19 protein-coding genes, 1 tRNA gene, 2 pseudogenes and 1 other annotated feature are annotated in these 26,001 nt (G+C 36.1%); of the genes and pseudogenes, 13 read left to right on the plus strand and 9 right to left on the minus strand.

Translation table 11 applies throughout. The features are described from left to right. Positions 1-55 precede the first annotated feature (55 nt). Entirely contained in the window at positions 56-967 is a 912-nt protein-coding gene (locus C3F34_RS19095) for a ParB/RepB/Spo0J family partition protein (protein ID WP_104442427.1), read from the minus strand. A gap of 11 nt (positions 968-978) precedes the next feature. Next, a complete protein-coding gene (locus C3F34_RS19100; RefSeq protein ID WP_078194342.1) occupies positions 979-1,755 on the minus strand; it encodes a ParA family protein in 777 nt (258 codons plus the stop codon). A gap of 943 nt (positions 1,756-2,698) precedes the next feature. On the opposite strand from C3F34_RS19100, the gene C3F34_RS19105 reads away from it, so the two are divergent. From C3F34_RS19105 to C3F34_RS19115, 3 genes are all read left to right on the plus strand, one after another. Further along, entirely contained in the window at positions 2,699-3,877 is a 1,179-nt protein-coding gene (locus tag C3F34_RS19105) for a replication initiation protein (RefSeq protein ID WP_104442428.1), read from the plus strand. A 455-nt stretch (positions 3,878-4,332) separates the two neighbouring features. Then, on the plus strand, positions 4,333-4,770 hold the full coding sequence (locus tag C3F34_RS19110) for a helix-turn-helix domain-containing protein (protein WP_104442429.1): 438 nt from the start codon (positions 4,333-4,335) through the stop codon (positions 4,768-4,770). Continuing rightward, complete coding sequence (locus tag C3F34_RS19115) at positions 4,771-4,986, plus strand: hypothetical protein (RefSeq protein ID WP_104442430.1); 216 nt, start codon at positions 4,771-4,773, stop codon at positions 4,984-4,986. It begins immediately after the preceding gene. Positions 4,987-5,540: 554 nt separating this feature from the next. Here the strand turns inward: C3F34_RS19115 and C3F34_RS19120 are convergent. Next, positions 5,541-6,774: pseudogene (locus tag C3F34_RS19120) on the minus strand (IS3 family transposase). Next, positions 6,383-6,499, minus strand: a sequence feature (AL1L pseudoknot). Its footprint overlaps the pseudogene before it by 117 nt. 1 nt (position 6,775) lies before the next feature. On the opposite strand from C3F34_RS19120, the gene C3F34_RS20360 reads away from it, so the two are divergent. The 9 genes and pseudogenes from C3F34_RS20360 (at position 6,776) to C3F34_RS20850 (ending at position 18,955) form a co-directional block, all read left to right on the plus strand. Next, positions 6,776-6,870, plus strand: a tRNA-Ile gene (locus C3F34_RS20360). Between the two features lie 282 nt (positions 6,871-7,152). Continuing rightward, positions 7,153-7,533: pseudogene (locus C3F34_RS19125) on the plus strand (transposase); the annotation flags it as partial. A 192-nt stretch (positions 7,534-7,725) separates the two neighbouring features. Further along, entirely contained in the window at positions 7,726-8,178 is a 453-nt protein-coding gene (locus C3F34_RS19130; RefSeq protein ID WP_104442431.1) for a transporter, read from the plus strand. 4 nt (positions 8,179-8,182) lie between these two features. Then, positions 8,183-10,477, plus strand: coding sequence for a hypothetical protein (locus C3F34_RS19135; RefSeq protein WP_104442432.1), 2,295 nt, complete (start codon positions 8,183-8,185; stop codon positions 10,475-10,477). Positions 10,478-10,488: 11 nt separating this feature from the next. Next, positions 10,489-12,645, plus strand: a complete 2,157-nt coding sequence (locus C3F34_RS19140) for a hypothetical protein (protein ID WP_228155378.1) — start codon at positions 10,489-10,491, stop codon at positions 12,643-12,645. A gap of 120 nt (positions 12,646-12,765) precedes the next feature. Further along, positions 12,766-13,230, plus strand: a complete 465-nt coding sequence (locus C3F34_RS19145) for a hypothetical protein (protein ID WP_000911011.1) — start codon at positions 12,766-12,768, stop codon at positions 13,228-13,230. Positions 13,231-13,242: 12 nt separating this feature from the next. After that, positions 13,243-15,582 (plus strand): hypothetical protein, encoded by a 2,340-nt coding sequence (locus tag C3F34_RS19150; RefSeq protein WP_002058482.1) that lies wholly within the window; start codon positions 13,243-13,245, stop codon positions 15,580-15,582. A gap of 4 nt (positions 15,583-15,586) precedes the next feature. After that, positions 15,587-18,787, plus strand: a complete 3,201-nt coding sequence (locus C3F34_RS19155; RefSeq protein ID WP_005245166.1) for a site-specific integrase — start codon at positions 15,587-15,589, stop codon at positions 18,785-18,787. 72 nt (positions 18,788-18,859) lie between these two features. Next, positions 18,860-18,955 (plus strand): hypothetical protein, encoded by a 96-nt coding sequence (locus tag C3F34_RS20850; RefSeq protein ID WP_406564857.1) that lies wholly within the window; start codon positions 18,860-18,862, stop codon positions 18,953-18,955. Positions 18,956-19,099: 144 nt separating this feature from the next. Here C3F34_RS20850 and C3F34_RS19165 read toward each other — a convergent pair whose 3' ends face one another. From C3F34_RS19165 to C3F34_RS19190, 6 genes are all read right to left on the minus strand, one after another. After that, positions 19,100-19,318, minus strand: coding sequence for a hypothetical protein (locus tag C3F34_RS19165; RefSeq protein ID WP_000550047.1), 219 nt, complete (start codon positions 19,316-19,318; stop codon positions 19,100-19,102). A 4-nt stretch (positions 19,319-19,322) separates the two neighbouring features. Then, positions 19,323-20,618 carry a Y-family DNA polymerase gene (locus C3F34_RS19170; protein WP_001190354.1) on the minus strand — a complete coding sequence of 432 codons (1,296 nt, stop codon included), beginning with the start codon at positions 20,616-20,618 and terminating at the stop codon, positions 19,323-19,325. 14 nt (positions 20,619-20,632) lie between these two features. Next, complete coding sequence (locus C3F34_RS19175; RefSeq protein WP_000038641.1) at positions 20,633-21,259, minus strand: LexA family protein; 627 nt, start codon at positions 21,257-21,259, stop codon at positions 20,633-20,635. 111 nt (positions 21,260-21,370) lie between these two features. Beyond that, complete coding sequence (locus C3F34_RS19180; RefSeq protein WP_005245165.1) at positions 21,371-22,012, minus strand: SOS response-associated peptidase; 642 nt, start codon at positions 22,010-22,012, stop codon at positions 21,371-21,373. A gap of 246 nt (positions 22,013-22,258) precedes the next feature. Beyond that, positions 22,259-23,365, minus strand: coding sequence for an ImmA/IrrE family metallo-endopeptidase (locus C3F34_RS19185; RefSeq protein WP_002046586.1), 1,107 nt, complete (start codon positions 23,363-23,365; stop codon positions 22,259-22,261). A 12-nt stretch (positions 23,366-23,377) separates the two neighbouring features. Continuing rightward, a complete protein-coding gene (locus C3F34_RS19190) occupies positions 23,378-24,088 on the minus strand; it encodes a hypothetical protein (RefSeq protein WP_001052588.1) in 711 nt (236 codons plus the stop codon). 857 nt (positions 24,089-24,945) lie between these two features. On the opposite strand from C3F34_RS19190, the gene C3F34_RS19200 reads away from it, so the two are divergent. Then, positions 24,946-25,659 (plus strand): phosphoribosyltransferase, encoded by a 714-nt coding sequence (locus C3F34_RS19200; RefSeq protein ID WP_104442433.1) that lies wholly within the window; start codon positions 24,946-24,948, stop codon positions 25,657-25,659. The last annotated feature ends 342 nt before the right edge of the window (positions 25,660-26,001 follow it).

Consider the following 26,001-nt stretch of genomic DNA (forward strand, 5'->3'; position numbering starts at 1 on the left):
ATCCCCAAGATTATACTATCAGACATATTTTAAAGAAAAGAAGTGTAGCAAGTTGCTACACTTCTTGATTTTTCTCTACCAACTCTTTCAATAGATTTTCTAATTTTTCTAAACTAGCATCATCAAAATGAGAAATTTTTAAAGAAACCTTTAATAACTTATCATTAAATTTAATATTTCCAGCAACTTTCCCAGCATATTCAATTTTTTTTACAAGCGATGTTGATGGAGAATCGTTATTATCTTGAACTAGATATTTCGTAGCTTGTGCAACAGCCTTAGTTTGCTCAAGTTGGCCATTCTTTACTTTTGTCCAAACAGTTAACAAGGCTTTTTCAGCACGTTGTTTTATTTCGTCGTGATCTGCAAGAAATTTTTTAAAAGCTGTTGCAGCAGTTCGACCTAATAACTGGGGCTCATTTACCAAATCATTCAAGATGGCTTTAGGCAACTTTTCAAAAGATAAATATTTATACATGTCTTCGCGATTTAAGCCTAAAGACTTCGCTAAACGTTGTTTATTTTTCTTTAAATTTTCATCCAAACCTACTAGACCAATATAGATTTCGAAGTCTGTTAAATCCTGGCGTTTTAAATTTTCAGCTAGTGTAAGTAGTGAAGCTTCTTCATTATTTGCATCAATAATAATGGCTTCAATGGTCGATTTTTTTAGAATTTCATGCGCACGTAATCGACGTTCACCTGCAATTAGTTCAAATTTTAAATTTTCAAGTTTACGAACAGTGATGGGTTGCAACAAACCAACTTCATCGATCGATTCAGCCAGTTCTTTGATTTCCTGCTCATCAAATTTTCTACGCGGTTGATAAGGACTCCGTGAAATGTCTTCAATGGGGACATTTCGTCTAAATTCCTTTAATTCCTTGATATTATCTTTTTGAGCTAATTGATGCTTTTGAGTATTTTGTTTCAGCTTTTGAGCTAAAAGTTCTTTTGCAGTTGCCATAAAATTCTCAATCAGTTAACTTTAGCTAAAACTTCTTTAGCTAAACTTTCAAAAGCCTTTCGAACCTTTCCACTTTTGTCTAGCTTAAGTAAAGACTGCTGCATAATTGCGGCTTGATTTACTTTTGTACTTTGTGGAATAGTCGTTTCCATAATATAGCCCACTTGCTTAAATGCTTCATCACGAATGAGTTTACAAACATTTTGTCTCTCATCGTGCTTAATAAGTAGTGCACCTAATAATTGTAGCTCCGGATTGATTCGCTTTATTTTTTCTAAATGATTAAGTAAGTCTGTAACACCATATAGACCATATTGTGAGCCAGATTCAATCGGGATAATTACATGTGTTGAAGATGCTAAAGCATTACTCGTCAATAGTTTTAAACTTGGAGGGCAGTCAATTAAAATAAAATCATAAAGATCTTTTAATAGTTCTAATTTTGTAGTGAGTTCTTCTGATGGTCTTGGCGCATCTTCTTTTAATTGGTCCTCAGTTTTTCCTAAATTGAGAGAACCATAAATTAGTGAAACATTATCAAAATTAGTATCTTCTTCTAAAGCGTCAGTAAGTAATGAGACATCACCTACTAATAACTCAGCGGTTGTTACTCCAACTTCACTTGGATGTTTTAAACCAATATGCAAGCTAGCATTTGCTTGAGGATCTAAATCAATCACAAGCACTTTTTTTCCTAAGTTTGCTAGCTCAGAGGCTAAATGAACAACTGTTGTTGTTTTACCACAACCACCCTTGTGATTCGCAACAGCAATAATTTTTGCAGACATACTTGTCAAATCATTCTATATTTAAAATTACTATTAATATAAATAACTTTGGGCTAAGTTACTACACCTTTTAAATTTAAAACAGTCATTTGTATAACGCTAAAGCAATTTTAAATTTAAAGTTTTATATAGCTAGCTTATTTAATAATTAATAGTAATTAATAATTAAGTTAATTAATAATTAAGTTGATATTTTTCATTTAAAAACAATACCATATCAACTTTAAGGTGGAGGGTTTGTCATCTTAAAGTGGAAGAGTTGTCTTCTATAAGTGGAAAGATGATCACTTAAAAGTGGAATATATGTCACTGTAAAGTGGAGTATTTGTCACTTAAAAGTGGAGTATTTGTCACTATGGTGGAATGTTTTTCACTGTTAATTATAAAATATATGTATTATCATTTAAAACATATATAAAACAATTATTTATGATGTTGATAACTTAATGAATTCAAGTGCAAGAGTGGAAAAAAAATCACTTACAAAAATAATATTGTGGATAAAGTTGCAAGGCTTTTTTTTACTACACCATTTTTTGATATATTCATTGATCTAAGAGTGGAAAGAATTTCACGCACTCACCCTAGAATGCAGATATTTTGTTCTTATGACTAAACTCGATATTTTTTTTCAGTGATCTGCGTTTTTAAAGGTGGAAAACTTGTCATATCGAAATAGGTTAATTGATTATTTAAAATCCATTATGGGTGTTTATTCATCAATCCGTATTTCTATAAAGAATCAAAAACATCTAAAAGTGGAGTATTTGTCATCTTGGGGTGGAATTTAAAAATATATTTCCACTTTAATGGATTTTTACCTAAATTTGGTGACAAGTATTCCACCTTAGGTTTTTTTAGGTGAAAGTGTTGAATCTTTTTCCACTTTTTTATATAACATGCATAATCAAGTTAAGCACACTTAAAATAGTTAATACACTTTATGTCAGAACTAAGCCATAACAAAGAAGAGCTGGATTCAATCCCGTACTGCATAGGTAATATTCGTCACAATGGGGTTGTAAGTACTAGCAATCGTTTGATACGACCTATTGAATTGTCAGCGAATGAATATAAAGCACTTTTATATGCGATGGCTGTTGCCAATTACGGTGAGAAGAATCATATCGATAAAGAGATTAGTGAACAAACATACATCTATCTGTATAAAGATGATTTAGCTGAATTACTGGGATTAAGTAAGCGAAATTCAATTAATGTAGCCATTGATCGAATTTACAAAGAACTTTCATCCCGTGTGGCGCACTTTGTAATTGAAGAACCTGTAGATGATATAAAGAAAAAGACTAAAAGAGTTCACTCGGTTGTCCCTATTATCCGTGAGTTAAGATGGGAAGATGATTCAAAGAATGCACTTCAAATCAGATTTACCAGTGAAGTATTACCTTACTTTACTCAATTAGCTGGTGGTAATTTTACTACATACCAACTAAAACATTTATTTGCTCTAGATTCAGTTGCAAGTATGAGTCTTTATACCTATTTCATAAAAAACGAATTCAAATTTAAGACTCAAGAAATCTACGAAGTTCCATTATTATTAGAGAATCTCAAAGCTCTAATTGATATAAATGAAACTAAATATGACCGTTGGGTCGATTTTCGACGTTATGTATTAGATAAAATTGTAGCTGAAATTAATGAAAACACCGATCTACAGTTAGAATATGAAACAATTAAAAAAGGACGCCCTATTGTAGGCGTAAAATTTAAACTACATCATCGTGGTTTTGAAAAGCCTGTAATTGAAAATAAAAAGGCCGAAAAATTAAAGATCTACTTAGATGTTCCATTTGAAGATAATGCTGAGGTAAAAGATCTAGGTGCAAAATTCGATACCACTGTACGTTCATGGTATATTTTTAATGATGATGCTAATTATTTACAGCTTGAAAAGTGGTTTAAGACTGTAGGTTGCCTCACAGACTCTCAAGCAAACGTTGTTATCAATGATTCATTATTTCAAATGGATTTTGCTGAAGTAGGAATGAGCTTAAGTGACTTTAAGAGAAAAATGAAAAATAAATTGAAAACTGATAGTAAATTTGTGGAAGACATTAAGGATCGTCTAAATGAAATTTTCGGAAAGGATATTATCTAGGAGTGTAGCAACTTGCTACACTTTAATTGGCTATTCTTAGTTCAAGAAACCACTTATAACTTTAATTAGCAAAACAGTTATATTGAGCGTTCATTTCAACTTCATATTATTCAACTTTAACTACTTAAAGCATATATCTGATTGAGTTTACAACATGCTGATCTAATTCATAAACGATCTGTAGGTTAAAGGTGATAAGAGTATTTTTTGAAATAAATATTGAAATTAGATAAAGTGGATTTTATCATCGAAATGATTGAATATTAAATTTAAGATGAAAAATGGCGATCTAGTAGTTAATATGTTGAAGGAATTCTATTTAAATCACCATTTTTCTAAAGAATTAATTTATAAATCTTAGATTCTCAAATGAAGTGCAACAGAGATTAAATTATTGTAAAGAAGCAAGATAAGCTAGCATTTTGCTTCCGACCGACCAAAGTCAAAGTTGTATCATGGACTATACTCATCTTACCCAAGAAGAAAGATATCAGATTTCTACATTGTTACGTGAAAGATTTTCTAAACGTTACATTGCTTGGAGACTGAATCGTTCACCTTCCACTATTTCTAGAGAAATTAATCGTAATCGAGCGAGAAATGGTTACTTCGCTAAACATGCTAATCAACTCGCTTTAAGACGCCATTGCTCCAATCCCAAAAGAATCCCTCATGAAATATGGACACTTGTCATCTTTTATCTTGAACTCCAATGGAGTCCTGAACAGATTGCATCTCGTGGTCAGCTGGCTAATCGTAAAAGCATTCATGATAGACCGATTGAGATTGAACAGCGTCATCGTTTTGGTGATCTAGAGATAGATACGATTGTGGGTAGGAATCATCAGCAATCATTGGTCTCGATTGTAGATCGCAAGACAGGTTATTTGTAGTTGAAGAAGTGTAGGTCACGCAAAGCAGAGGAAGTTTGCCAAACAACAATCAGTTTACTTGAGCCGATTAAAGATCAGCTCAAAACGATTACCGCTAATAATGGTAAGGAGTTCAGTCTGCATGAATATGCAGCTCAAGCATTAGAAATAGATTGGTATTTCGCAGATCCTTATAGTGCTTGGAGCAAGGCAAAAATGAAAATACCAATGGCTTAGTCAGACAATACATTAGAAAAGGAAGGAACTTAAATCAGTATACAGATGAATACATCTCAGAAATCACTGATCGTATCAATCATCGTCCAAGAAAAAGACTCGGCTTTAGAAGTCCGAGTCAGGTATTATGGTAACAGCATGGTGTTGCACTTCAAATGCTAATCTAAGAATAGAATAAAATTTCATTTTTATTTGCATAAAATATTTATAGATACTTGTTTTTAAGCATGTAAAAAAAATTGGACGAAGCTTTTTTTTAAAGCTTTCTCAATAATATAATTTAAAGATGAAGAAGCCTGCACCTAAAATCTACGTCCTTGTATTTTCAAGCACTAATCAAGCAAAAAATTGATCCTAAGATCCTATAAGCACAGCTAATAGGCTTGCTCTGACGCAATCACACTTATTCTGATAAAGGGATTCAAGGCTGCTTAAGGATTAAATTTCTATTTAGATTGTCTATACAGATGCTTACTCGCTTTGTCCACAATCTGATTAAACTTGATAGTTAATGGTGACCCGTACCGGGTTTGTCGGAGACATTTTTATTTAAGTTAGGCCACGTGACCTAACGGGTTAATCTTATCATAGTACATTGCTTCAAACTCAAAAGGCGATACATAACCCAATGCGCTGTGTACACGCTTTTTGTTGAACCAATCTACCCAATTTAATGTCGCAAGTTGTACATCCGCTAAACCTTGCCAGTCTGCTTTTAAATATTCAATCACCTCTGTTTTGTATAACCCATTCACTGTTTCAGCCAAAGCGTTATCGTATGAATCACCGGTCGTACCGACTGATGCTCGTAAATTTGCTGCTTCTAAACGATTGGTATAGCGAATTGAAAGATATTGAACACCTCTATCTGAATGATGAATCACATTCTTAGGCATACCTCGGTCATGCAATGCTTGCTCTAGTGCATCGAGCACCATGTCTGTATTCATACGTGTTGATACTTTCCATCCAACAATCGCTCGTGAGAACACATCAATAATAAAGGCGGTATAGACCCAGCCTGAATGAGTTTGAATATACGTGAAGTCACCGACCTGAGAAGCATCGCTTCGCAAGGGTTTGGATAATCAGCAGTAAAATTACGTTTCACTAAATCATCCGCTCTTTTTTGATCATCTCGGCTACGGGTGGTGTATTTATTCTTCCCACGCCAAACACCCTGTATACCTAGCTTCTTCATCAAGCGAACCACTGTACAGCGTGCAATAACATAACCTTCACGTTTCAGTTGTTGCCAAACTTTACGTACACCATATCGACCTGAACTTTCTTTCCAAATTCGTTTAATTTGTTCAGCATGATGCAAATCATGTAGATCTCGTTTCGCTCGATGTTCTGGATTGTCAGCGAGATCTAAAGTTCGGTAATAGGTTGAAGCTGCGATCGGTAAAATCCTACAAATCGCATCAACACCATATAAGCCTTTATTGTTATGGATGAAATCCACCATTATTTGTGTGGGCGGTCGAGCTCCGCCTGGGCGAAAAAAGCGGCTGCTTTACGCAGAATTTCATTGGCACGCTTTAATTCTTTAATTTCACGTTCCATTTGCTTCATTTTTTCTTGATCAGAGATCTGTTGTACTTTGATAGGATTTTGCTCATCTAAATGCTTTTGATGCCAAGCACGAAGTGTTTCAGGAGTACAACCAATCTTAGGCGCAATAGCTGTGATCGCAGCCCAATTAGATGGATAGTCTTTTTCAGATTCAATCAATAATTGAACCGCTCTTTCTCTGATTTCAGGGGTATATTTTAATTTTGTCATCGGGATAGTCTCTCAGAATATTGACTCTCCGACAAACCCGGTACGGTTCATGGACTCATAATCCGTTGGTCCACAGTTCAAGTCTGTGTGGTCCCACTATATAAAACGACCACTTACGTACATTAATCGTAAGTGGTTTTTTTGTTTTTACATTCTGGTAAGCAAATGGTAAGCGGAATGAATCAACATTATTTTCCAATGGTTCTGATTCTAGTAAACAAAAGATTTAAAGTTAGAGTTTACTGTAAGTACTCAAATTCAAGTGACAATGAGGGTAAGGGCGGTCTAATATAGCTAATTTATTTAATACAGCCACGCATGTATGAATCACTTTGTCTTGAATTGATGTGGGTCTAGGATTTTAGACCACGCCTATAATCGATCAGTATGGAAACAGACTTTTGCATAGATGCGTTGCAAGAAGCAATTGTGAAATATGGTTGTCCTGAAGTCTTTAATACAGACCAAAGCAGTCAATTCACAAGCGAGGCATTTTTGAATGAGTTAAAATTGCGAAATATCCGTATCAGTATGGATGGGAAAGGACGATGGATGGATAATGTGATGATTGAGCGTTTATGGCGCAGCGTGAAGCATGAGGAAGTCTATTTGAAGGCTTACGATACGGTTAAACAAGCGAAACAATCAATTGCTGAATATTTGGATTTTTATAACATGATACGTCCTCATTCAAGTTTGAATAAGGCAACACCGAATGAATTTTATGATCAACATTTACTAAAAGTAATGGCAGCATAATTTAAATATTTAGAGCGGATTTATCACTTATAAAACTGAATTGAGTGGTCTAATTAACGGAACCACATTAGTTTTTAGGCTTAACAGATCCTGTTGAGCCTAAGTTGTAAATTTAGAAATTAGCCATTTCAACAGTATTGAGTTTGTACAGCCAGTATCAGCTGAGATGGTTACGATAGAAAAAAATTGGAAATGCAAAAAAAATCACTTGAAGTCCTGACCAAGTTAAGTGCAGTTTTGATATTAGATTTACCAGATTTTATTCGACATTTTATCTTAAATCTTAAAAACAAGCTGGATGCTTATATCAAAAGAATTCTTAACAAGGGTGAAAAATCCCATAAAGGTGTTGATGAATTTGAAATTCTAAAATGGTTAATCCATAAAATTTCTTTAGATTTGGAACAGGTTCCAAAGCACAAACATAAAGAGGTACATGCTGTTCTATTTACATGTTTTTTTACTCAATTGTCCGTAGCTTTAAGTCTGCAGTTATCACGGCATATGAAGACGGATACAAATCAGCAGCGTTGTGTTCAATTGAGTGCAAGCACTTATAAAAAATACTTTAGCCTGGATAAAGACTTGAAGCTCAAGTTCGAACGAAACCTGAATATCAATTTTTACCCTGAAAAATTATGGTAGCTTTATGAGCCAAACTGATGAATTGTCAGCTGACAAGCAAATTAAACTATTGGAAGAATGGGTCAATCAACCCCTAAGTGTAAAAAAACAAATTTTGAATCAGCTCTTGGCGCAAGATCAGCAGGCACTGGAATTGTATGTTGCTGCTCACGATATCCATGTGGTGATTAAAGACAATCGGATGGTGACACAAAAGAAATTATTGGCAGGCTTAACGCAATGGGCTAAAAGTGCATCTATAGGAGAACTAAGCGACCAACAAAAAGCAGCATTCATCTATTCATATCTTTTGACTGCAGTCTTGTGCGAAATGCTGAAGGGAATCATCTTGTTAGAGCCTCAGGCTGAAGAGAAAGAAAGACGAGTTATTTTACATAAGTGTGAAAAGAACAATAAAATCAATACAGTATCTTATGATTTAAAACTGTTGTTGCAAAAGCAGTTTTCTCACGCTGAGGAAAATAAACAACTGTATGCAGACATCACGCAAAAACTCCAGGGGATGGATGAATTTAATGCCAATGAGTTAAAAACTCTTTTAGAGCGCAAAATAATAAAAAACGATTTTGAACAGCTTAATCTCGGCCGCCATATTCAACAATTCATTATTGTCTGTAATGAACTCATCAATAGTAGGTTAAATTCATCGTCAATCAATGTTCAGGCTTTAATCGACAACATTCAAAAGCGCATGACCCGCACACCTCATTCTGGCATATCTTCGTTTGATGTGGAGAATGATGATAAGGAACAGGATACAGAGGCCAATGTTGTCGATCCTGAACAGGATGAGATCGCCAAGCGGGTGAAGGGGAGTTTCTCTGATGACAAACAGAAACAGCTTGAAAAGCAAGCTAAGCGAATTCAGCGACGTGACTTAGCCTGTAAAACTAATCCGCTTTATCTGAAACCCAGTTTAATAACTGAGGTATATCAGCGATTGCACGAGTGTTATCAAGAAAATACGAGAAATGATGCATATCAATCGGCTCTAGCTGTGTGTGGTCTGATGTGTCTCTTGACCGGTCTGAGTCCAACGGTCTTTCAAAAGATCAAGTATTTGATTGGTATTGGTAGAATTAAAAAAAAATCAGTCAAAAAAGTCATCCATTATTATTGGGTGATCGATCCTAAGTTGAATGCCAATCATTCCGGTGCCATGCAAGATAAAGCACAGCGTTATAATCGGGCCTTAACCCTGGAATGGCGCATACCAGCACCCTGGATCACAAGTTTAGAGGCTTTAGAGGAACCTGAATTTTGTGTGATTGAGTACAATAATTTTTTGCGGGAAGTCTTTAAAGAGCATCAGATTGGTGAAATCATCTGCGGGATGTTAGAGCGACAAATCTATCTCCATCTGGATATGGAGACTGGTGATAACCTAGTCGCACACTTGTTGGCTAATCGAGATACTCATCATATCGTGCAATGGAACTATGAAGGGCGTCAGATCGATCAAATCGACCAGCATTTTCAAGGCTATATTAATGTTCTATTAGACCGTAGAAAAGGTGATCCATGGATTGAGAATGAACACCCTGGCCATATTTTTCATCGTGAGGAACGTATTGGTAGTCAGCGATGCTGGACTGTAGAGGCCGCGAGTGAATTTTTTAATCAGCTTTATCATTTTGTCAAAAACACATTAGCCAATACTCAAGCGAATCTGATCGAGAAGCTGAATGCTTACAGCATTTGGATGTGGCATCTTTCTTTAATCTGCCTGACGGTACGTCCAATAGTTGGCATGCCGGGGTTACTCAAACATTACGATCCTAAGGCACAACTGCTCTACGTTCATGATAAAAAAACTGATTCACGAAAAGTAGGACGTCCTGTTCCTGTTACAGGCATGTGGCAGGATCATTTCAATGCATATCGAAAATATCTGACGCAAACCATCGAGACACTTGGGATAACTAGTTTTAAAGTGAAATTGGAAAACGATGGTTTTATGCTCTATGTCATCTCACATCCTCGGATCAAGTCCCAAAAAGGGCAGGTGAATCTTGCGGAAGTCGTGGAGCATTTGGAGTTACAGCCCATGTCTGCTGATTTTGTCACGAATTACCTTAAAGAGACCGTGCAGATTTATAAAAACTGGCCAAGGCATTTCACTAAAAATCATCTCGCCTTGAGTGGTGACATTCACAATACGCTATATACCCATGATAAGCAAAGCATGGGATTCAGTCACATTTCTGGATTAAGCCCTTATCTCTACAAACACGACATTCAGCAGCAAGTTAAAAGCTTGCTCAACAAACTAGAAATCGCAAAGCTTGAAGTGCTTTAAAGGATCATCTTGTGCTTGATACATCACTCGTTACGCAATTAGAAAATGCCATTAAAAGAGAAGTCGCCGACATTTTTAAGGAAATTTCTCAGCTGATCACTGCTACATACACAGATGTAAATTCTGACCTTGCTCAAATTGATTTTAAGTGGCTTGATCAGCAAATTCTGGACAAGTTCAATATCCATAGAGCAGTTTTAGAGCAGCTCTGCCAAATATCCAAATTTAAGGACAATGCTGCAGATTACCTCCAATTCTGTTTTAAACAAGTGAAACGGATTTGTAAGGAGAAAAACCAGCAGTGGCAAAAGGAATACCCTTCCTATGCCGAGAGCTATGAGATTAAGTTGCCCGATTGGACCGTCTACACACCTAAACGTCTAGACAACGTTTTTTCAGGACGAAAGTTACAACAGGGTACTATGCTCGTCGAGGTAAAAGAAAAACTGTATGTGAATTGGGCGGATTATCTCAAACAACAAACTCAAGGTATCCTCTTAGACTCTACGGCTAAAGAGCAACAAAAATTAGTGAATACCTTGTTTGAATGTCTGTGTATTTCATTAATTTTTGATCAGGGATGCATGCAACCTGAACGACTGATAGCCATTCATGATGCGATTTTTCATATGAACCTGGATAGTGGCTTGCTTCCGATCTATTCAGGTGACGAAAAGGTTCAAAAAGCTTATGTCTTTTCATACACGTTGCCCTCGACAAAGTATGGCAACATCTATCGTCAGGATGGCGAAGAAGAGGCGGAGTTATGGCAAACCCAAAATATTTATTTCAATGCCTTTGCGATGCTATGTTATCGACGGATTCAGGAGCTAATCAATAGATCGCAAGGGCATCAATTACAAAGCACTTCGCCATTGCTGTGCTGGGAAAAAGAACAGAGTGAAATTGAAACGGGGAATCAGCCTGAAGCCTTACTGCTAGAAAAACTTAAAATCCATTTAAACATTGTACTGAATATGGCGGAGGAGGGGGACTCTAGAAAAGCACGTGAGGATCAGCAGCCATTTACACAGCTTAATCACGTGAAGCTATTTTTAAAAGGCTTGGAAAAGACCGGTTTTGTCATTTTTAAGCATATAGATTATGTCTTGTGGCAAGAGATTCCTAATCTGGATGTGTTAAGTACCAGTGTACTGAACAATCAGATCATCACTTCGCCTTTAATCTATGAGCAGTATACACAGCTCTATGATCAACCCGATTGCTGGAAAACTATTCAAGCTAGAATCAAAAATCTTGAAAAAAAGCCTCAAGTCTTAGACTTGGATATGCCTACAGTTACAGTCAAAACATTTCATGATCGACGAACCGGTCAACGTCATGAGCTGAAATCCTGGCTTTTATCTTTTCATCAGGATATCAAACCCAAACAGCTTGCGGATCAACTCCAAAAAAGCATCCAAAAATCTGAGGACTATAAATCTGCGTATGAGGCTGGAAATGGCGAGTACCTAGATTATGTAGTGGCTATTGCACATTTACGCGTGTGTCAGTGGTTAGAAAACGAATTTGCTTATCATGGGAAAGCAGCGATTAAAGTCTCAACAATCAAGCGTTACTATAGTAGTTTTGTGCTTGACCTACTTTGTTATGTTCTAGAACAGCAGATCAATCTAGATACAGCCACTGAAGAGCAGTTTGAGGAAATGTATCGCACGATTGTTGAAGAAAAACTGCTGAATGATCAGAAAAATCATAAAACGACCGCACAAACCAACAACAATAAAAAATACAATACCTCGGGTTATGCCTTTGATCGGCTGAAAGCCTTTCACCAATACTTAGTCAAGAATCATCGTGCACCGATTGTGCAATATTTATATGAACGTCAAAGTGACGGTTTATTTTTAAAAACCAGACTCATTAGTCCGCAGATGTTTCAATTGATGATACGGATTCTTAGAGAATACCCAGAAGCTTTGGGTCTGACTGAGCAGGATGCAACCTGTTTAGAATGGGTCTATACATTGGCATTTAGACTGGGCTTGCGTATTGATGAAGCTGCCGGGATCTGTATCGATGATTTTGTATCTCCGCAGTTACGAAAACATCCTGACAATCGACAGCTCTATTATGTGTTTGAATCCGCTTTAGATCAGCAGAATAACAGAAAACTAAAAAAAAGTGGAAGAATTTTTAAAATTTAGACCACCCATGATAAGTAAACCATATGTATTTGTTGATAATTGTAATTTTGAGAAAATTTAGTTGATAAATTAAATGAATTTTAATATACAAAGATATGCTCATTTTTTATATCGATAAAAATGTTAAAATTTGACTATTTAGTAAAAAATATAGAGATATTTATGGGGCAATTTATCATGCCCTTTTGCTTTGAGCGACAAAATGTTCAATTTAAGATAGTAAAAATTAACTCAGAACTACTGAAAATCAAAAAGATTAAACAGAGCCAGAAAGTAGTAGTACAAGCAAAGTTCAAAATAATCTATGTGAAAATTTGGCAAAAAATATTGCTATTAATGCAAACGGAGCCATGCTTACGTGTACATTCTAATTATGTTGCAATCTTACAGTTGATACATAATCTTGATGATTTTATCGAAAAATCACAGCAACACTTGTGCTTTGAGAGAAAAGCTCAGAAAGAGCTGGATGCTAAATTTTTTGCTAGATTTTTTAAGCTGACAAAGAGTTCAATAAAAGATCAACTTTTACCAAATTGTTCAGATCGTAATGAATTTAACCAATGCAATTTGATAAAAAATTAAGCGAAAGCGAATATGCCAAAGATTGAAACAGAAGAGCAATTCTTAGATTTAGCAGAAAAATTCCAAAAAGATTATTGTTTATTACGCAATCATGTTGTGAATACACAATTTGTCGATCTATCAGATGATTTACGTGAAAAAGCCCATGCTCTATATAAGGAAGCACAACAGATATATGGCTATATATCTAGTTCTAGACAATTAGGTAAATATTATTATCTAGCTTCTTTAAGTTATTTTGCATGCCCGACTACTAGTAATACTCAAGAGCTGTCGTCTGAACGTTATTTGATTCTACAAGCGAGTTTTTTAACATATCGGCAGTATCAAGAATTTGCAAAAATTGATAAAGCTGAGAATAAGCAAAAACATGTTTGTGATCTCTTTCGCTATGTATCACGATATGTTCTGGATTCTAATCATGCTGAATTATTTCAAGAATGCAGTGAGCTACTAAATCGCTATGTCATGTACGAACGTAACTTGAAAAAGGAGGATCGTAATCAACTTTTTAATATTAAAGATTTCAAACAAGTACAAGCCATAGAGTATTTATCGGCTCTATTAATAATTTTTAAAAGACTTGATGATCGTCGTGTTGTTCATCGTCAGCGTAAGTCAAAAAAAAGTAAAGTTTTGCAATGGCCGACGAAAAATGAACTCAAAAAATTTCGTGAAATTAAAACGGGTAAGCAAGTAGATATTGGACATAACGCAAAGATCAGTATTTATGATGCCGCTCTTCACAAAGATGAAGAGGGTGAAGTTGATCTATTAGATCCTGAAATGGAGTTTTATTCAGAAGATGAAAAGTCTAAAAATTTAAATTATATACTCAGCGATAATGCGACGCATCTAATGCGGCATCGCCAGCGCCGTCATGCTCCTTTTGTTACAAATCCACATTATTTGGCGCCAGATATACTGAAGCAAATTGTTTATGTGTTGAGAACCGAGTTATCCGGGCACTGGAGGGATGCTGCAATCGCTGCAGCATGTTTATTGTCACTTTTGACGGGATTATCACCCGTCGCACTGATGGATTTTAACGAGCTTATTCAAGATGGAATTTTGATCCAGAATGGTTCAAGTAGACGTCGCGAATATTTACTCAAATTAAATCTTAAAATTACAGAGCAGAAGATTAAGAGCTTAAATCATGTGCGGTGGAATGAAGTGATGACACATCAACTACATTTACCTTCTGCTTGGTTTGACTATATAGAACAAGCATCGAATCCACTAATTTCATCAACACACATTAATACGAAACTTAAGAATTGGCTTGATAATCGGTTTGTAGGTTCGATCACTGTAGAAAAACTGCAGGCTCAATTATATTTTCATATATATTATGAAACATATAATGAATATCTTGCTCATGTAATTGCTGGGCGGGATAGTCAGCATCACATGCCTGGTATCTATTATGGCGGGCTACCGAAAACTCAACTCAGTAGCACATATCTAGCCTTTTTAGAAAAAGCACTTACACCACATTCCACACATTTTACTGAAGACACGGCTGAACTAAAAATATTGCAACAACAATTCAAAGTGCAATCTGCATTATCTATAGGAAGGATAGGGAGCCAACTGGCACTTGAACCCAATTTTGTGAAAGAGCAATTCCATATTTTACATAGACATTGTCACGAAAACATCCAAGAAGATAAGCACATTATTAATCAACTTAATGCATATGCGTGTTGGATGTGGCATATCAGTTTGTTGAGTTTGGCAAGTCGGCCTAAAAAAAACCTGTTGGGGAATTTGGATGATTATTGTGTTGAGCTCAAGCTTTTATATGTGAATGATAAAAAAAATAGTAAAGCAAGAAAAGATGGTCGTTTTATCCCTTTATCTGATTTTTTCATAAAAACACTGCAAAATTACACTGCCTTTTTAGAACAAATTATTGAAGCGTACGGTTCATTTTTTAGACAAGTCTTTGCAAAGAAGAAGATAACTGTAAATGATCTTTTTGGTAAGGTCATTTTTAGTAAAGATATCTTGCCGATAACTGTCAAAGAATGGCAGAGCAGGAAAATTAAGTTAATCCCTTTATCGAGAAAATGGGTGAATTCATATATGCAAGGAGTCTTTCCAAAGAATATGTATTCGAATTGGTTACGTCATTTTGACATGAACTTTTTGATGCATGAGCAGCAAGAGGGTAAACCAGCATTAGCTTTTCACTTAATTCAGGCCCTGTATGGTCATGACCAACGTGACCGAGAGGCTTTTCATCCGCATTCTTCACTTATCCCGAATGTCTATGTACAGCAAGCCCGCCAGCAATTGCAAGATAATGTCAAATCTTTATCGATTAAACACTTAGAGCGAAAATAGTTGTATGCAAAAAATCAAAGAACTAATAAAACCACAACTAGATGATCTATTTGTTGATATTCATAAAATGGTGAAAAAGTCGCTAGATAGACAGCCTTCTCCACCTGAAGTATTGACGAAAGAAATGCAGCAAAAACTTGATCAGCAGATCGCTGAAAAATGGCATGACATTAAAGATAGTGTTGATTGTTTGAGTCAAAAGTTGAGCCGAGACGAACAATCAAAACTGATGCAATTTACTGAAGATGAATTTAATAAAAGAAGGAAGCAATTCAACCAGAATGTAGATAAAAAATCATACAGAATTAAGCTAAATCCACATACTAAACGGATCGTACTGCCTAGAAAAATTGAGAGTACAGAGTCACGGTTAGAACAGGGGCATCTACATATCCATGTACTTAAGGAATTAAGGCAGTATTGGCAAGATTCATTTGAATATTGGAATGAACCAAAGTACTTATGGGGAAATTTATGCTTAAGTTTTATATATATTTCAGGCTGTGCAGATGAACAGCATTTGATTGCTATTCAGAAGCAATTGCAGGAGGCCATTGAGCTTGGTACAGATCTGAATTGTTTTCGGTTATACCATTCGGACTACAAAAAAATCACTAATCCATTGTTACTACATTATCGTGTTGAAAACTCTCAATATGGCAACGATGTAGAACAGGGAAAGTTGTACCAATGGAAACATGTTTTTTTTAACCCATATGCGCAGTTCATTTTGCAATATTTAAAAAAGTTGAAAGCTACTCAGAAAGAATTTTGTCTGCAACATTCAGTTGAAGATTGTATTTTAGAAAGCTTGAGTAAGATAGGCAGGAAAAAAAGTCTTGGGGATCTGCAATATCAAATTAAACGCCGTGGATTTCGTGCATTTAATGATGTGCAAATGGTACTCGAATTTAATCCAAACCTCAGCATAGATATATTTTTGAGTAATGTGCTTCAGCAAGAGATTAATACTGTTGCTTTAAGGCCATCCGAATTTAGATTGCTGTGGAATAATGATTACAATCAAGTCACAGAACCAGATAATCGCCCTATTCATTTTGAACAAGAGCAGTTACTTCCTGAAGTTCCGACTGTTCAAAGCAAATTACAAACGATTCCGTATGAGTTGATGTTGTTTGGTCAAAAGAAACGTAAAGGTCAAAAAGTTGAGCGTTTAGATAAAAAGAGGAATAAAGAAGAACGCACGCTACGTTTTTGGCAAGAAACTAGAAGGGTGTTAGAGGAGAAGATAGTTGATGCTAATACGGAGGAAAAGTCTTTAATTGATGCTCAACTACGCTTAATTCACTGGTTAATGCATTTAAAAAAACGAGGGCTTCAATTATCAACTATTGAAAGCTACTTAGGATCGTTTGGCAAAGAATTTATATTTGAGATTTGGCTCAATAAATTAGATTTAAAGCAACAATCCATAGATGACTATGAGGATTTATATCGGCAGCTATTGAAATACAGCAGTGAACGTGATGAAAAAGCAGTTCAACGAGATTCGGTGAAAGGAAAAACCTCTCGTAAGATGCACCAAAGCGCAGAATACCGTTTTGGTCGCCTAAAAGATTTTCATCAATTCTGTATAGAGAATTATGATGCTCCAGGGGTATTGGTGTTACAGAATTCAAGTTTTAAGCATTTACAAATTTGCAATGCACGGCTAGTGAGTCCTTTGCTATTTGGCAAATTATTGGAAAAACTAGAAAATTTAAGTCAAGAGCCAACGGCATCAGAGTGGGTCGATCATCTGAGTTGTTTAAAGCTGATGTATTTACTAAGTTATAGAACTGGACTTCGATTAAATGAAGTTCGTTGTCTTAAAATACAAGATATTATTTGCCCAGAGCTACTTTATAAAGAAAAAGAAAATACAGTTTTTAATAATATCACGCTTCATATCCAAGACAATTCATATCGCCGTCTGAAAACGCGAAGTGCGAATCGTCAAATACCATTGAAAATTGCATTGTCAGAACATGAGTTTTTAGTAGTACAACGTTACATACAACATCGTTATGAGCAATATTTGGTTAATCAGCAGGATGATCTACTTTTTAGTGTGAATCATCGTGTATTAACTGATCAATGTATCAGCAAAATTACAGTAGATTTGTTTAGTCAAATATTAGGTATGCATCATGGCTTTAGTTTTCATACATTACGCCACAGTGCTGCTAACTATCTAGCAATAACTTTGCTCGGTTCAAAAGAAATGATCAAGACCTACACAGATTGTCCTTGGGTAAAAGCAAAAAAGATGAGAGATTTATTGTTTGGTATGAAAGCACGTGCTCAAGAAGAGATTATTCAACATAAATGGCAGGTGCTCGCCTCTTGGATGGGGCATAGCAGTATTGAGCAAACGGCTTCAAATTACCTTCATGTTTTGGATTTATTAGCAGTCGATCGAATTTATAATTCGCCGTGTATCATTTCAAAAAAAGTATTAGAACAGTGTTTTAGTCCAGTGAAGTCAAGTACAGACTACATAAACCTAAATCGTTATACTCAGCAGCAGAAATGGTTTAATTCTTATCAGCAAACACAGCCAGTTACGATGGCTGGCCGACAAGAAAAGAAGTTTAGTATAGAGAAGAGTACTCTGACACCTTTTCAACGTTTGATAAGTTTTAGAGAAGGTCGTTTAAGCGAAGATACCCAAGCTCAAGAATGGATGCAACGATGTCAATGGATGAGCACTAAATGGATGGATCGCCAAAAATTTAATTTAAAAACGAATTATGTTTATAGTAAGAATTTAGAAGAGAGTTGGTTTGATGAACTTTACGAAAAGGCTAAAAAACTGACTCGTCCAGATGAAATAATTCCTCTCCTTGATTTTCATTATAAAGATGATAGGCAGCAAGATGCACTGAAAGAAAAGAACATGGTTAAGGCGCTTAAAATATTATTATTATTTGGAAAACTGCGTAAGAATTTTCTACATTTTCAATGCCGAATGAAAGGTGATGAGCAACAAATTGTTAATTTTATTAATGGTATAGAGCCAATGTTAGGAGATCATCTGTATTTAGAAAAACAAAACTACCCAGTTAATTTGGATGCTCCTGAGCGAACCGTTAAATTTAGTTTTCAAAGAGTTGTCGGCTCTAACAAAAAAAATGTTACTCCGCTGGTTATATTTAATTTAATGTTAAAAATGATGCAAAAAGATGAACTCTGGATCAAATAGCCTAAGCATGTTAAAGGGGAATTGTTTAGAAATTTCCCTGTTTATAAGTAAACTGCCTTTATGAAAAGCACCATGCTGACTTGGATTAATAAGCGGAATGTAGTATCACAGTTTGATCGCTGGATTTACGAAAATGGTGTGAAGATTAGCGGTATGGTAAATCGATGAGCTAAAGTGTTGTAGTCCAAACTCGATCTGACAATTACCCATTTTTTAGTGTGCCCGTCAGGTTAAATTTGAACTGAATTTTTCTCAGCCCAAATTCATTTCCAATCAAGTTATGTTTCAAGTGGCGTGCGAACACTGCACAATTTAATTCACGGTGCCTAAGACAGGTATCAACTTCGGACCAGCCATTCTAGCTTTGCTAATGATTTCCACCAGCTCATCATAAGTCAGTTCAAACTTATCCTCACTATCAAATACATAGACCATATTCTTGCCTTCATGTTCAGGTGGAGTAGGTGGTACAAATCGTTTCGGGATAAGAATTTGTGCGAGTTGTTCGTCAGTTAATTTAAATAAGTGCATGTTTTTATCCTACTCTTGGTAAGTCAGACCATTTGGTTAAATACGAAGGTGATCTAAGGTTTTGATTCATGTGCCATGTGGCTTCTTTATTGTTGGCAATGCCTAGCGTGACGAGATTCTTCCCAAACCGTTCACTGATGGCTTCGATGGCATCTGAAAGCCTTTCTCGCTCTTGCTTATGTGAATAGTCCGTGAATAGATCGGGCACAAACTTGGATTGATCTGTAATTTCGAGCAGCACGATTCCCGCCTTTTTATACTTAAAGCCTTTCTTAAATATCTGATCGATGCCTTTCATCGCGGCCTTGGTGATGAGCAGTAGATCATCCGTATGCTCATGCATTTGAACGACGATGTAAGGCGAGTAGCGCTCTGTATTATCAAAGCGACTGGTTTGGATATACACGCCGATCATCTTGCAGATTGAGCCATCTTCCCGCATTCGTTTCACGGCTCTGGCCACATAAAGCCGAACCGAAGCTTTAATGTCATCCATTTCATACACTGGGTTGCCATATGAACGGCTGCTGATGATTTGCTTCTTCGCTACAGTATCATCACTAAGGTCAATACAAGAAAGGCCCTGTAGCTCAAGCACCGTCTTTTCCATCACGATACTAAACTGCTTTTTGATTTCTTTAGGATTGGCATTGATCAGATCCAGCACAGATTGAACACCCATAGTATTGAGCTTCTTACAGTTCTGTCTGCCTACGCCCCAAACCTCAGACACATCAACCTGCGCGAGTAGCGTTTCTGTAGAGCATGGGTCCATATGGGCCAGATTACAGACCCCATTGAAGAACTTGTTTTTCTTGGCGAGATGATTGGCAATCTTGGCTTCGGTTTTAGAGCGACCAATTCCAATACAGCAGGGTAGGCCTAACCAACGCCAAGCCTTAGCCCTCATGTCTTGAGCATATACAGTCAGGTCAAATAGATGCTCGTAAGCTGTGAGCTTCAGAAAGCATTCATCAATGGAATAGACCTCTTGATCTCCTGGTGCAACATAGTCCCCAAGCAGCTCCATAAAGCGCTTGGACATTTCGCCATATAAGGAGAAATTACTGGATAGCACCTGAATGTTATGTTGTTTGATCAGCTCTTTAATTTGGAATACAGGAACACCCATCTTGATGCCTAAGTCTTTCGCTTCCTGGCTTCTGGCCACGGCACAGCCGTCATTGTTGCTGAGCACAATGGTTGGGCGATCATTCAAGGCAGGATTAAACACACGCTCACACGAGACGTAGCAATTATTCACGTCGACTAACGCGAATATTTCATTTTCACTTTGCATGGTTATTCTTCTTTTTATGAGCGGTGATAAATACGCTTTAAATTAAAAGTCACCACACCCCAGATTGATATGGTCTGACTATCATCAGGAATGATGTGATTGTAATTCGAATTTTCAGCCTTCAACCAAAGTTCTGGAAGCGGATAATCTTCATCTCCAAATATTTCTTTGATTTCAGACTTGGACATCTTATTGGTGATCATCAGCCGCTTAATGGTCGAGGCATTGTCATCAATCAGGGCAACCACGATATCGTAATGCTTGGCTTCAATACTGCGATCAATAATGATTGGATCATTAATCTCTAGGCCAGCATCGAGCATGGATTCACTGTCTACATAGGCAATAAAAGTAGAAATAGGGTTGTGAATCAGGAACTCATTCAGATCGAGTGCTTTGTCTTGCTCATCCTTGGTGCTGAAGGCCGGACCTGCAGGAATACGCTCTAAAGAGACGGGAATAGATACTTTGGATTTGGGTAGGACAGCAGTAAGCCCTAATTTTTCAACAAGCTCATTTTGAACAGCGATTTGTTCAAGCACGGTGTTGATGGTAGGACTTGGTTTACCCTCTGGACCCATGAGCTCTTGTAAAGATGACCATGCGTCGTCAGAGAAGTAAATAGGCAACTTCTTAGACATGAGATACTCCTACGCTACGAGGCGTGTTTGGAAGTAGAATTTGTTTAAATAGGATATTACTAACAGCGTTTAAAATTCAAATTTAAAAAGTTGTGGATAAACAAGGATGCGTCAGAATAAGACGTTTTGTTTCTGCTCATCGCGTGGAAATGTGACGAATTCATCGGGCATTTGAAAGAAATATTCATGCGCATGTTCATGATCGGCTGTTAGCCAGTCTTTTCTGTACTGTTCTGGAATAACGATGATGGATCGCTTCTCATCCTTCGGTGCATGGAATTGTTTCATAAAAGGGTGATGGTCCGAATTGATGGTCAACATTGAAAAGGAACGTACCTTATTGCCATTAATCACTGCATCATCATAGATCCCTGCAACAGTAAAAGGCTGATCATCTTTACGCTTGATGGTGTACCAGTGTGGCTTGTCATTGATGTATTTCGGCTCATAAAATTCTTGTACTGGGACTAGGCAGAACTTGCTGTACTTCCAAGCATGTCGAAAGCTAGGCTTATCTGCTACAGACTCAGTTCTGGCGTTATAAGTATGACTGCTGAACTTCAATTCTTTCGCCCAGCTCGGTAGTAATCCAAACTTTGCAATATCAAGCTCTAAGTGATCTGAGCCGTTCAGAATGATTGGAGCATGATAGGAAGGGAATACATGATCCTTAAGCTCAAGATCAAACTGGCTTGTATCGACACCTAAGAGTGTCAAATTTCTTTTATTTGGAAATAGGTAATTTGAGCACATAGCCTGATCACATAACTAAAGAATTTATCTGAAATTGTATACGATGCTTTATGGAACACATGGGATTTATGGTGTCAGTTCAAGTAGGCTATATGAAAAAAGTCATGATGGGGCAAGTTACATTTTCAGTTAAAGTATGACTTATGGGATGCAAAACTACGTTGGGCGTGAAGTCATAAAAAAATTAATCAGGATTTTGCATAAATAGTGCGCCGTAAGGCGCATTATTTTTAAGGAAGGTTTGTATTACTCGACAATATATAACTTATGTTTTTTCTTCGGGGGCTCAACTTTAACTAAAGCATCAAATGTTAATTGATTAAAATCTTCTTCAGAGATTCCAATTTCATCAAGCATTTTATTTTTATCAAAAGATGGTTGTGAGGCTAAAACAGAGATAATTTTGGGCAACATCAAACTCTCATCTCGATGAGTTTCTTCCGGTTCATTAATGTTGTAGCCCAACGAATTGATCTTTATAGAGTTACTACGATTAACCCAATCACTAACTAATCCCAGCTTGTGAGCTTTATAGTTAATAGCCTTCAGGGATGTTCGCCAAATCTTTTTATACTCAATCATATTTTCTAGTGAAAAATAGCGTGGAGCAGTAGAAAGAAATGCATCTGTTGGCATTAAAAATTCAGATGAAAATTGATCCGCTTCAGTTTCGAGAACACGATTATCTTTCTCGACACGAATTTTTTTGTTATGCGTATGCATAACGATATGACCAAGTTCGTGTGCACAATCGAAGCGGGCTCTTTCGGCAGACTTAAATGTATTTAGAAATATGAAAGGGCTACCACTTTCATCATCAAAAAAAGATAGTGCATCAATTTCTCGAATTTCAGTCGGTAATCTAAAGACACGGATTCCCTTTAGCTCACACAACGAAACAATGTTATTAATAGGTTGATTACCTAAAGCCCATAAACCTCTCAACTCTGACGCTAGGTGATCGGCATACTTAGATTCACCCAAAAACTCAGTAATATCTAAATCAGGACGGTGAAAAGTAGGTAACTTTACTTTCTGATTTAAGTACTTGTTAATATTTATTGCTAAAAGAGTATATGCCTCATTAGCTTTTCTATGCTGTGCTTTAATACGAGCAACCGATCTATAGAAGATTTGGTCTGTTTCATGTGGTTGTGTGTCATTACCTGCAAAGAATGACTTGGGTAAATTTAATACACGGCATATATCATCTTGATCATTTTCATTGATTTCTTTATCCACGTCTAAAAGTTGCTTTACCTTAGAGATAGAGCAACTCAATTTTTCTGCGAAATCGGTATTGCTAAGTCCTCGTAATTCTTTAGCAATACGTAAACGATCTTTATTAAACACATTAACCTCAGATTAAACTACAAGCTGAATATCAAAATCATCTGGTTTAATTTCATTAGATGGTTCCAATACTGGCTTAGGATCAGTTTTTACAGGAACTGTATTATCTATTTCAAATGCAATTCTGCAAGTATGGTCACTTGGTAAAATTGAAATTTTTTTCGCTTTTAAGTCCTGTACGAAGCTAGTTGGGTATGCAAATTCAAAAGGAATATTTGGGATATCAATGTCTTTATAGGCTGGATGTGATGCTGAAGGAAAGTATAAAATCCATGTTCTCAATTTTGTCTCATCATCATAAGCAGACTGATTCTCCTTAATATTATTTAATGTCATTAATCCTTTTTCACAGTGTGCTGATACAACTTGATCAGCTAACCCCAATGCAATATTCCCGCTCATAAAGATAATTTGTATTTTCTTTACTGTATTCTCAATTCTTGGCTGGCTGTCATTGTGGAATATCCAAGCAGGATCAGATTGTCGAAGCAGTAAAGCAATCTGTTCTCCAATTTTTCCCCATCGTGCAATAAAGCGTGCACGGTTATAGTGAGTATTTGTTCTATAGTCAGCATCACCGATCATAATTGCGTTTCTGACTAACTCGAGATCAGGTAATCCTAACTGTTTAGCTTTTTTGATAGCATTTTCACCTTTGAAAAAATCACATGGCGTGGGTTCAGAAGGTTGGATTGATTCTTCATCAAGGAGATTTAAATTCATCTTAAAAGTTATCCTAAAGTAGCGAATGTCTTTTTTATAACATCTTTTGATGTTTTAAAAAAGACATTTTTATAAATGTGTGCTATCTTCACTTACAACTTGATAATAAGAATTTTGGAGAAGAGACGTTGAGTAACTTATTCATTAATCATAAAAATTGTCCTGAATGCGGTGGCCGTATCAAAGGCTATTATTACTACTGTGGGCAGTGTGGTAGTCAAAATGTTGTAAACTGGAAGCACACGGGGATATTTTTGTTGATTGCTGGAAAGATTTTTCTGGTTGCTATGCTTTTTTTGCTAAAAAATTTTGTTCAAATCCATTTTTTTCACAAGTTTCATTGTGCTAATTTTTTAAATAATTCATAGAGGTTGATAGTAAAATGAAAGTTAAAGATTTAATTAAATAATTAGAAGAGTTTGATCTGGAATTAGATGTTTTAATTGCTAATGAAGAGAACAAAATCATTGGCATAAAAACCCTAGCCCGATTCTTTGAAATAAGCTATGTTTCTTTTGTTTATCCAGAGACACAAAGAAATGATATGGAAAGAAATGTTGAATTTACCTTTTTAGGAATGTCGACTAAAGACTCTAGAGTTATTGTTTTTATTGACGTTGTTCCATAATTTTCAAGTAGTCAAAATGAGTATACAATATTCATGTGATGCAAGAAGATACAACTGGATAGGATGAGCCCATAAGTATTTGAAGCTGCCTCGTGTATGATCATGGGGACTGTCCAAACAAACGGCTTTTGAGAGTGCTGCCTGATACGAAAAATAATATCCAAGAGATGCTAGCGGTAAATTTAGTGTAAAATTTAATGCTAGCCATCATTAAAACTTATTTAAAAATATGAAGTTATATCGCACAGATTGGAATATGTTTCCTAAAACCGTTATTGACCGTGGTCTTGGAGATGCAACCTCTCATTACATGTATGAAGCTGCTAAAGCAGGGGATGTTGAAAGTGCGTATATTTTAGCTAAAGATTTAGTTTCGGATGAGGCGATTGCTGAACTAGAAAGAATTATCGATGGTCGGGAAACTATTATAGCACCTGTACATGCTGAGGAAGCAGTCGGTCGTAATATGATTCCTTTAGCTACTTCAGCAGTTATAGCAAAGAAACTTGGGCTTGAAGTTGATACGAATATAGTTCAAGCTATAAAAGTATCAAGAACTGGCGGTGATGGGTGGCATAGATTAGCCAACCCACCAGCATTTGATGGGACAATAAACAATGATAAATGTGTTATTATTGTTGATGATACCCAGACCCAAGGTGGTACTTTTGCAGCATTAAAAGGTCATATTGAAACAACTGGGACGAATAAAGTTATTGGAGCATATGCACTGACGGGTAAACAATACTCATCACAATTAGCTCTAAGTAAAGAAACTCTTCAGCAATTGAGGGATGTATATGGTAATCTTGAAGCATGGTGGAAATCGATTTACGGGTACGATTTCGAAAGGCTCACAGAGTGGGAAGCAAAGTATATCCTCAACTCTCGTAAAACAGCTGACGAAGTCCGAGATAGAATCATTGCGTCAAAACAAACGTGATGCTTATGCACTTATGATGAAAATGAATTAATTATTATTTAATTAAGTTAAAAGACTGCTATATAGCGGTCTTTTTTGTTTTTGAGCTCTACAAATTTTAATGAGTACATATAGTTACTTTTATAAAAATGATAATAAAGGGTAGAGGAGGTCATCTAAGAATTTAAAGCACAAGACTTATTTAACATTGATGACAGAAAAAGTGAGTTGTTGGGAACTTAAAGAAGAGGTGGTACTTATAATGGTTACTAAAATACAAATACTTAAAATATTAAATATATAAAACAATATATTACAAATATATATGATGCGTAGTGTACGCATCATATATATTTTCTTCTA

It is taken from the genome of Acinetobacter sp. ACNIH2, from assembly GCF_002934965.1.
GTDB lineage: Bacteria > Pseudomonadota > Gammaproteobacteria > Pseudomonadales > Moraxellaceae > Acinetobacter > Acinetobacter tandoii.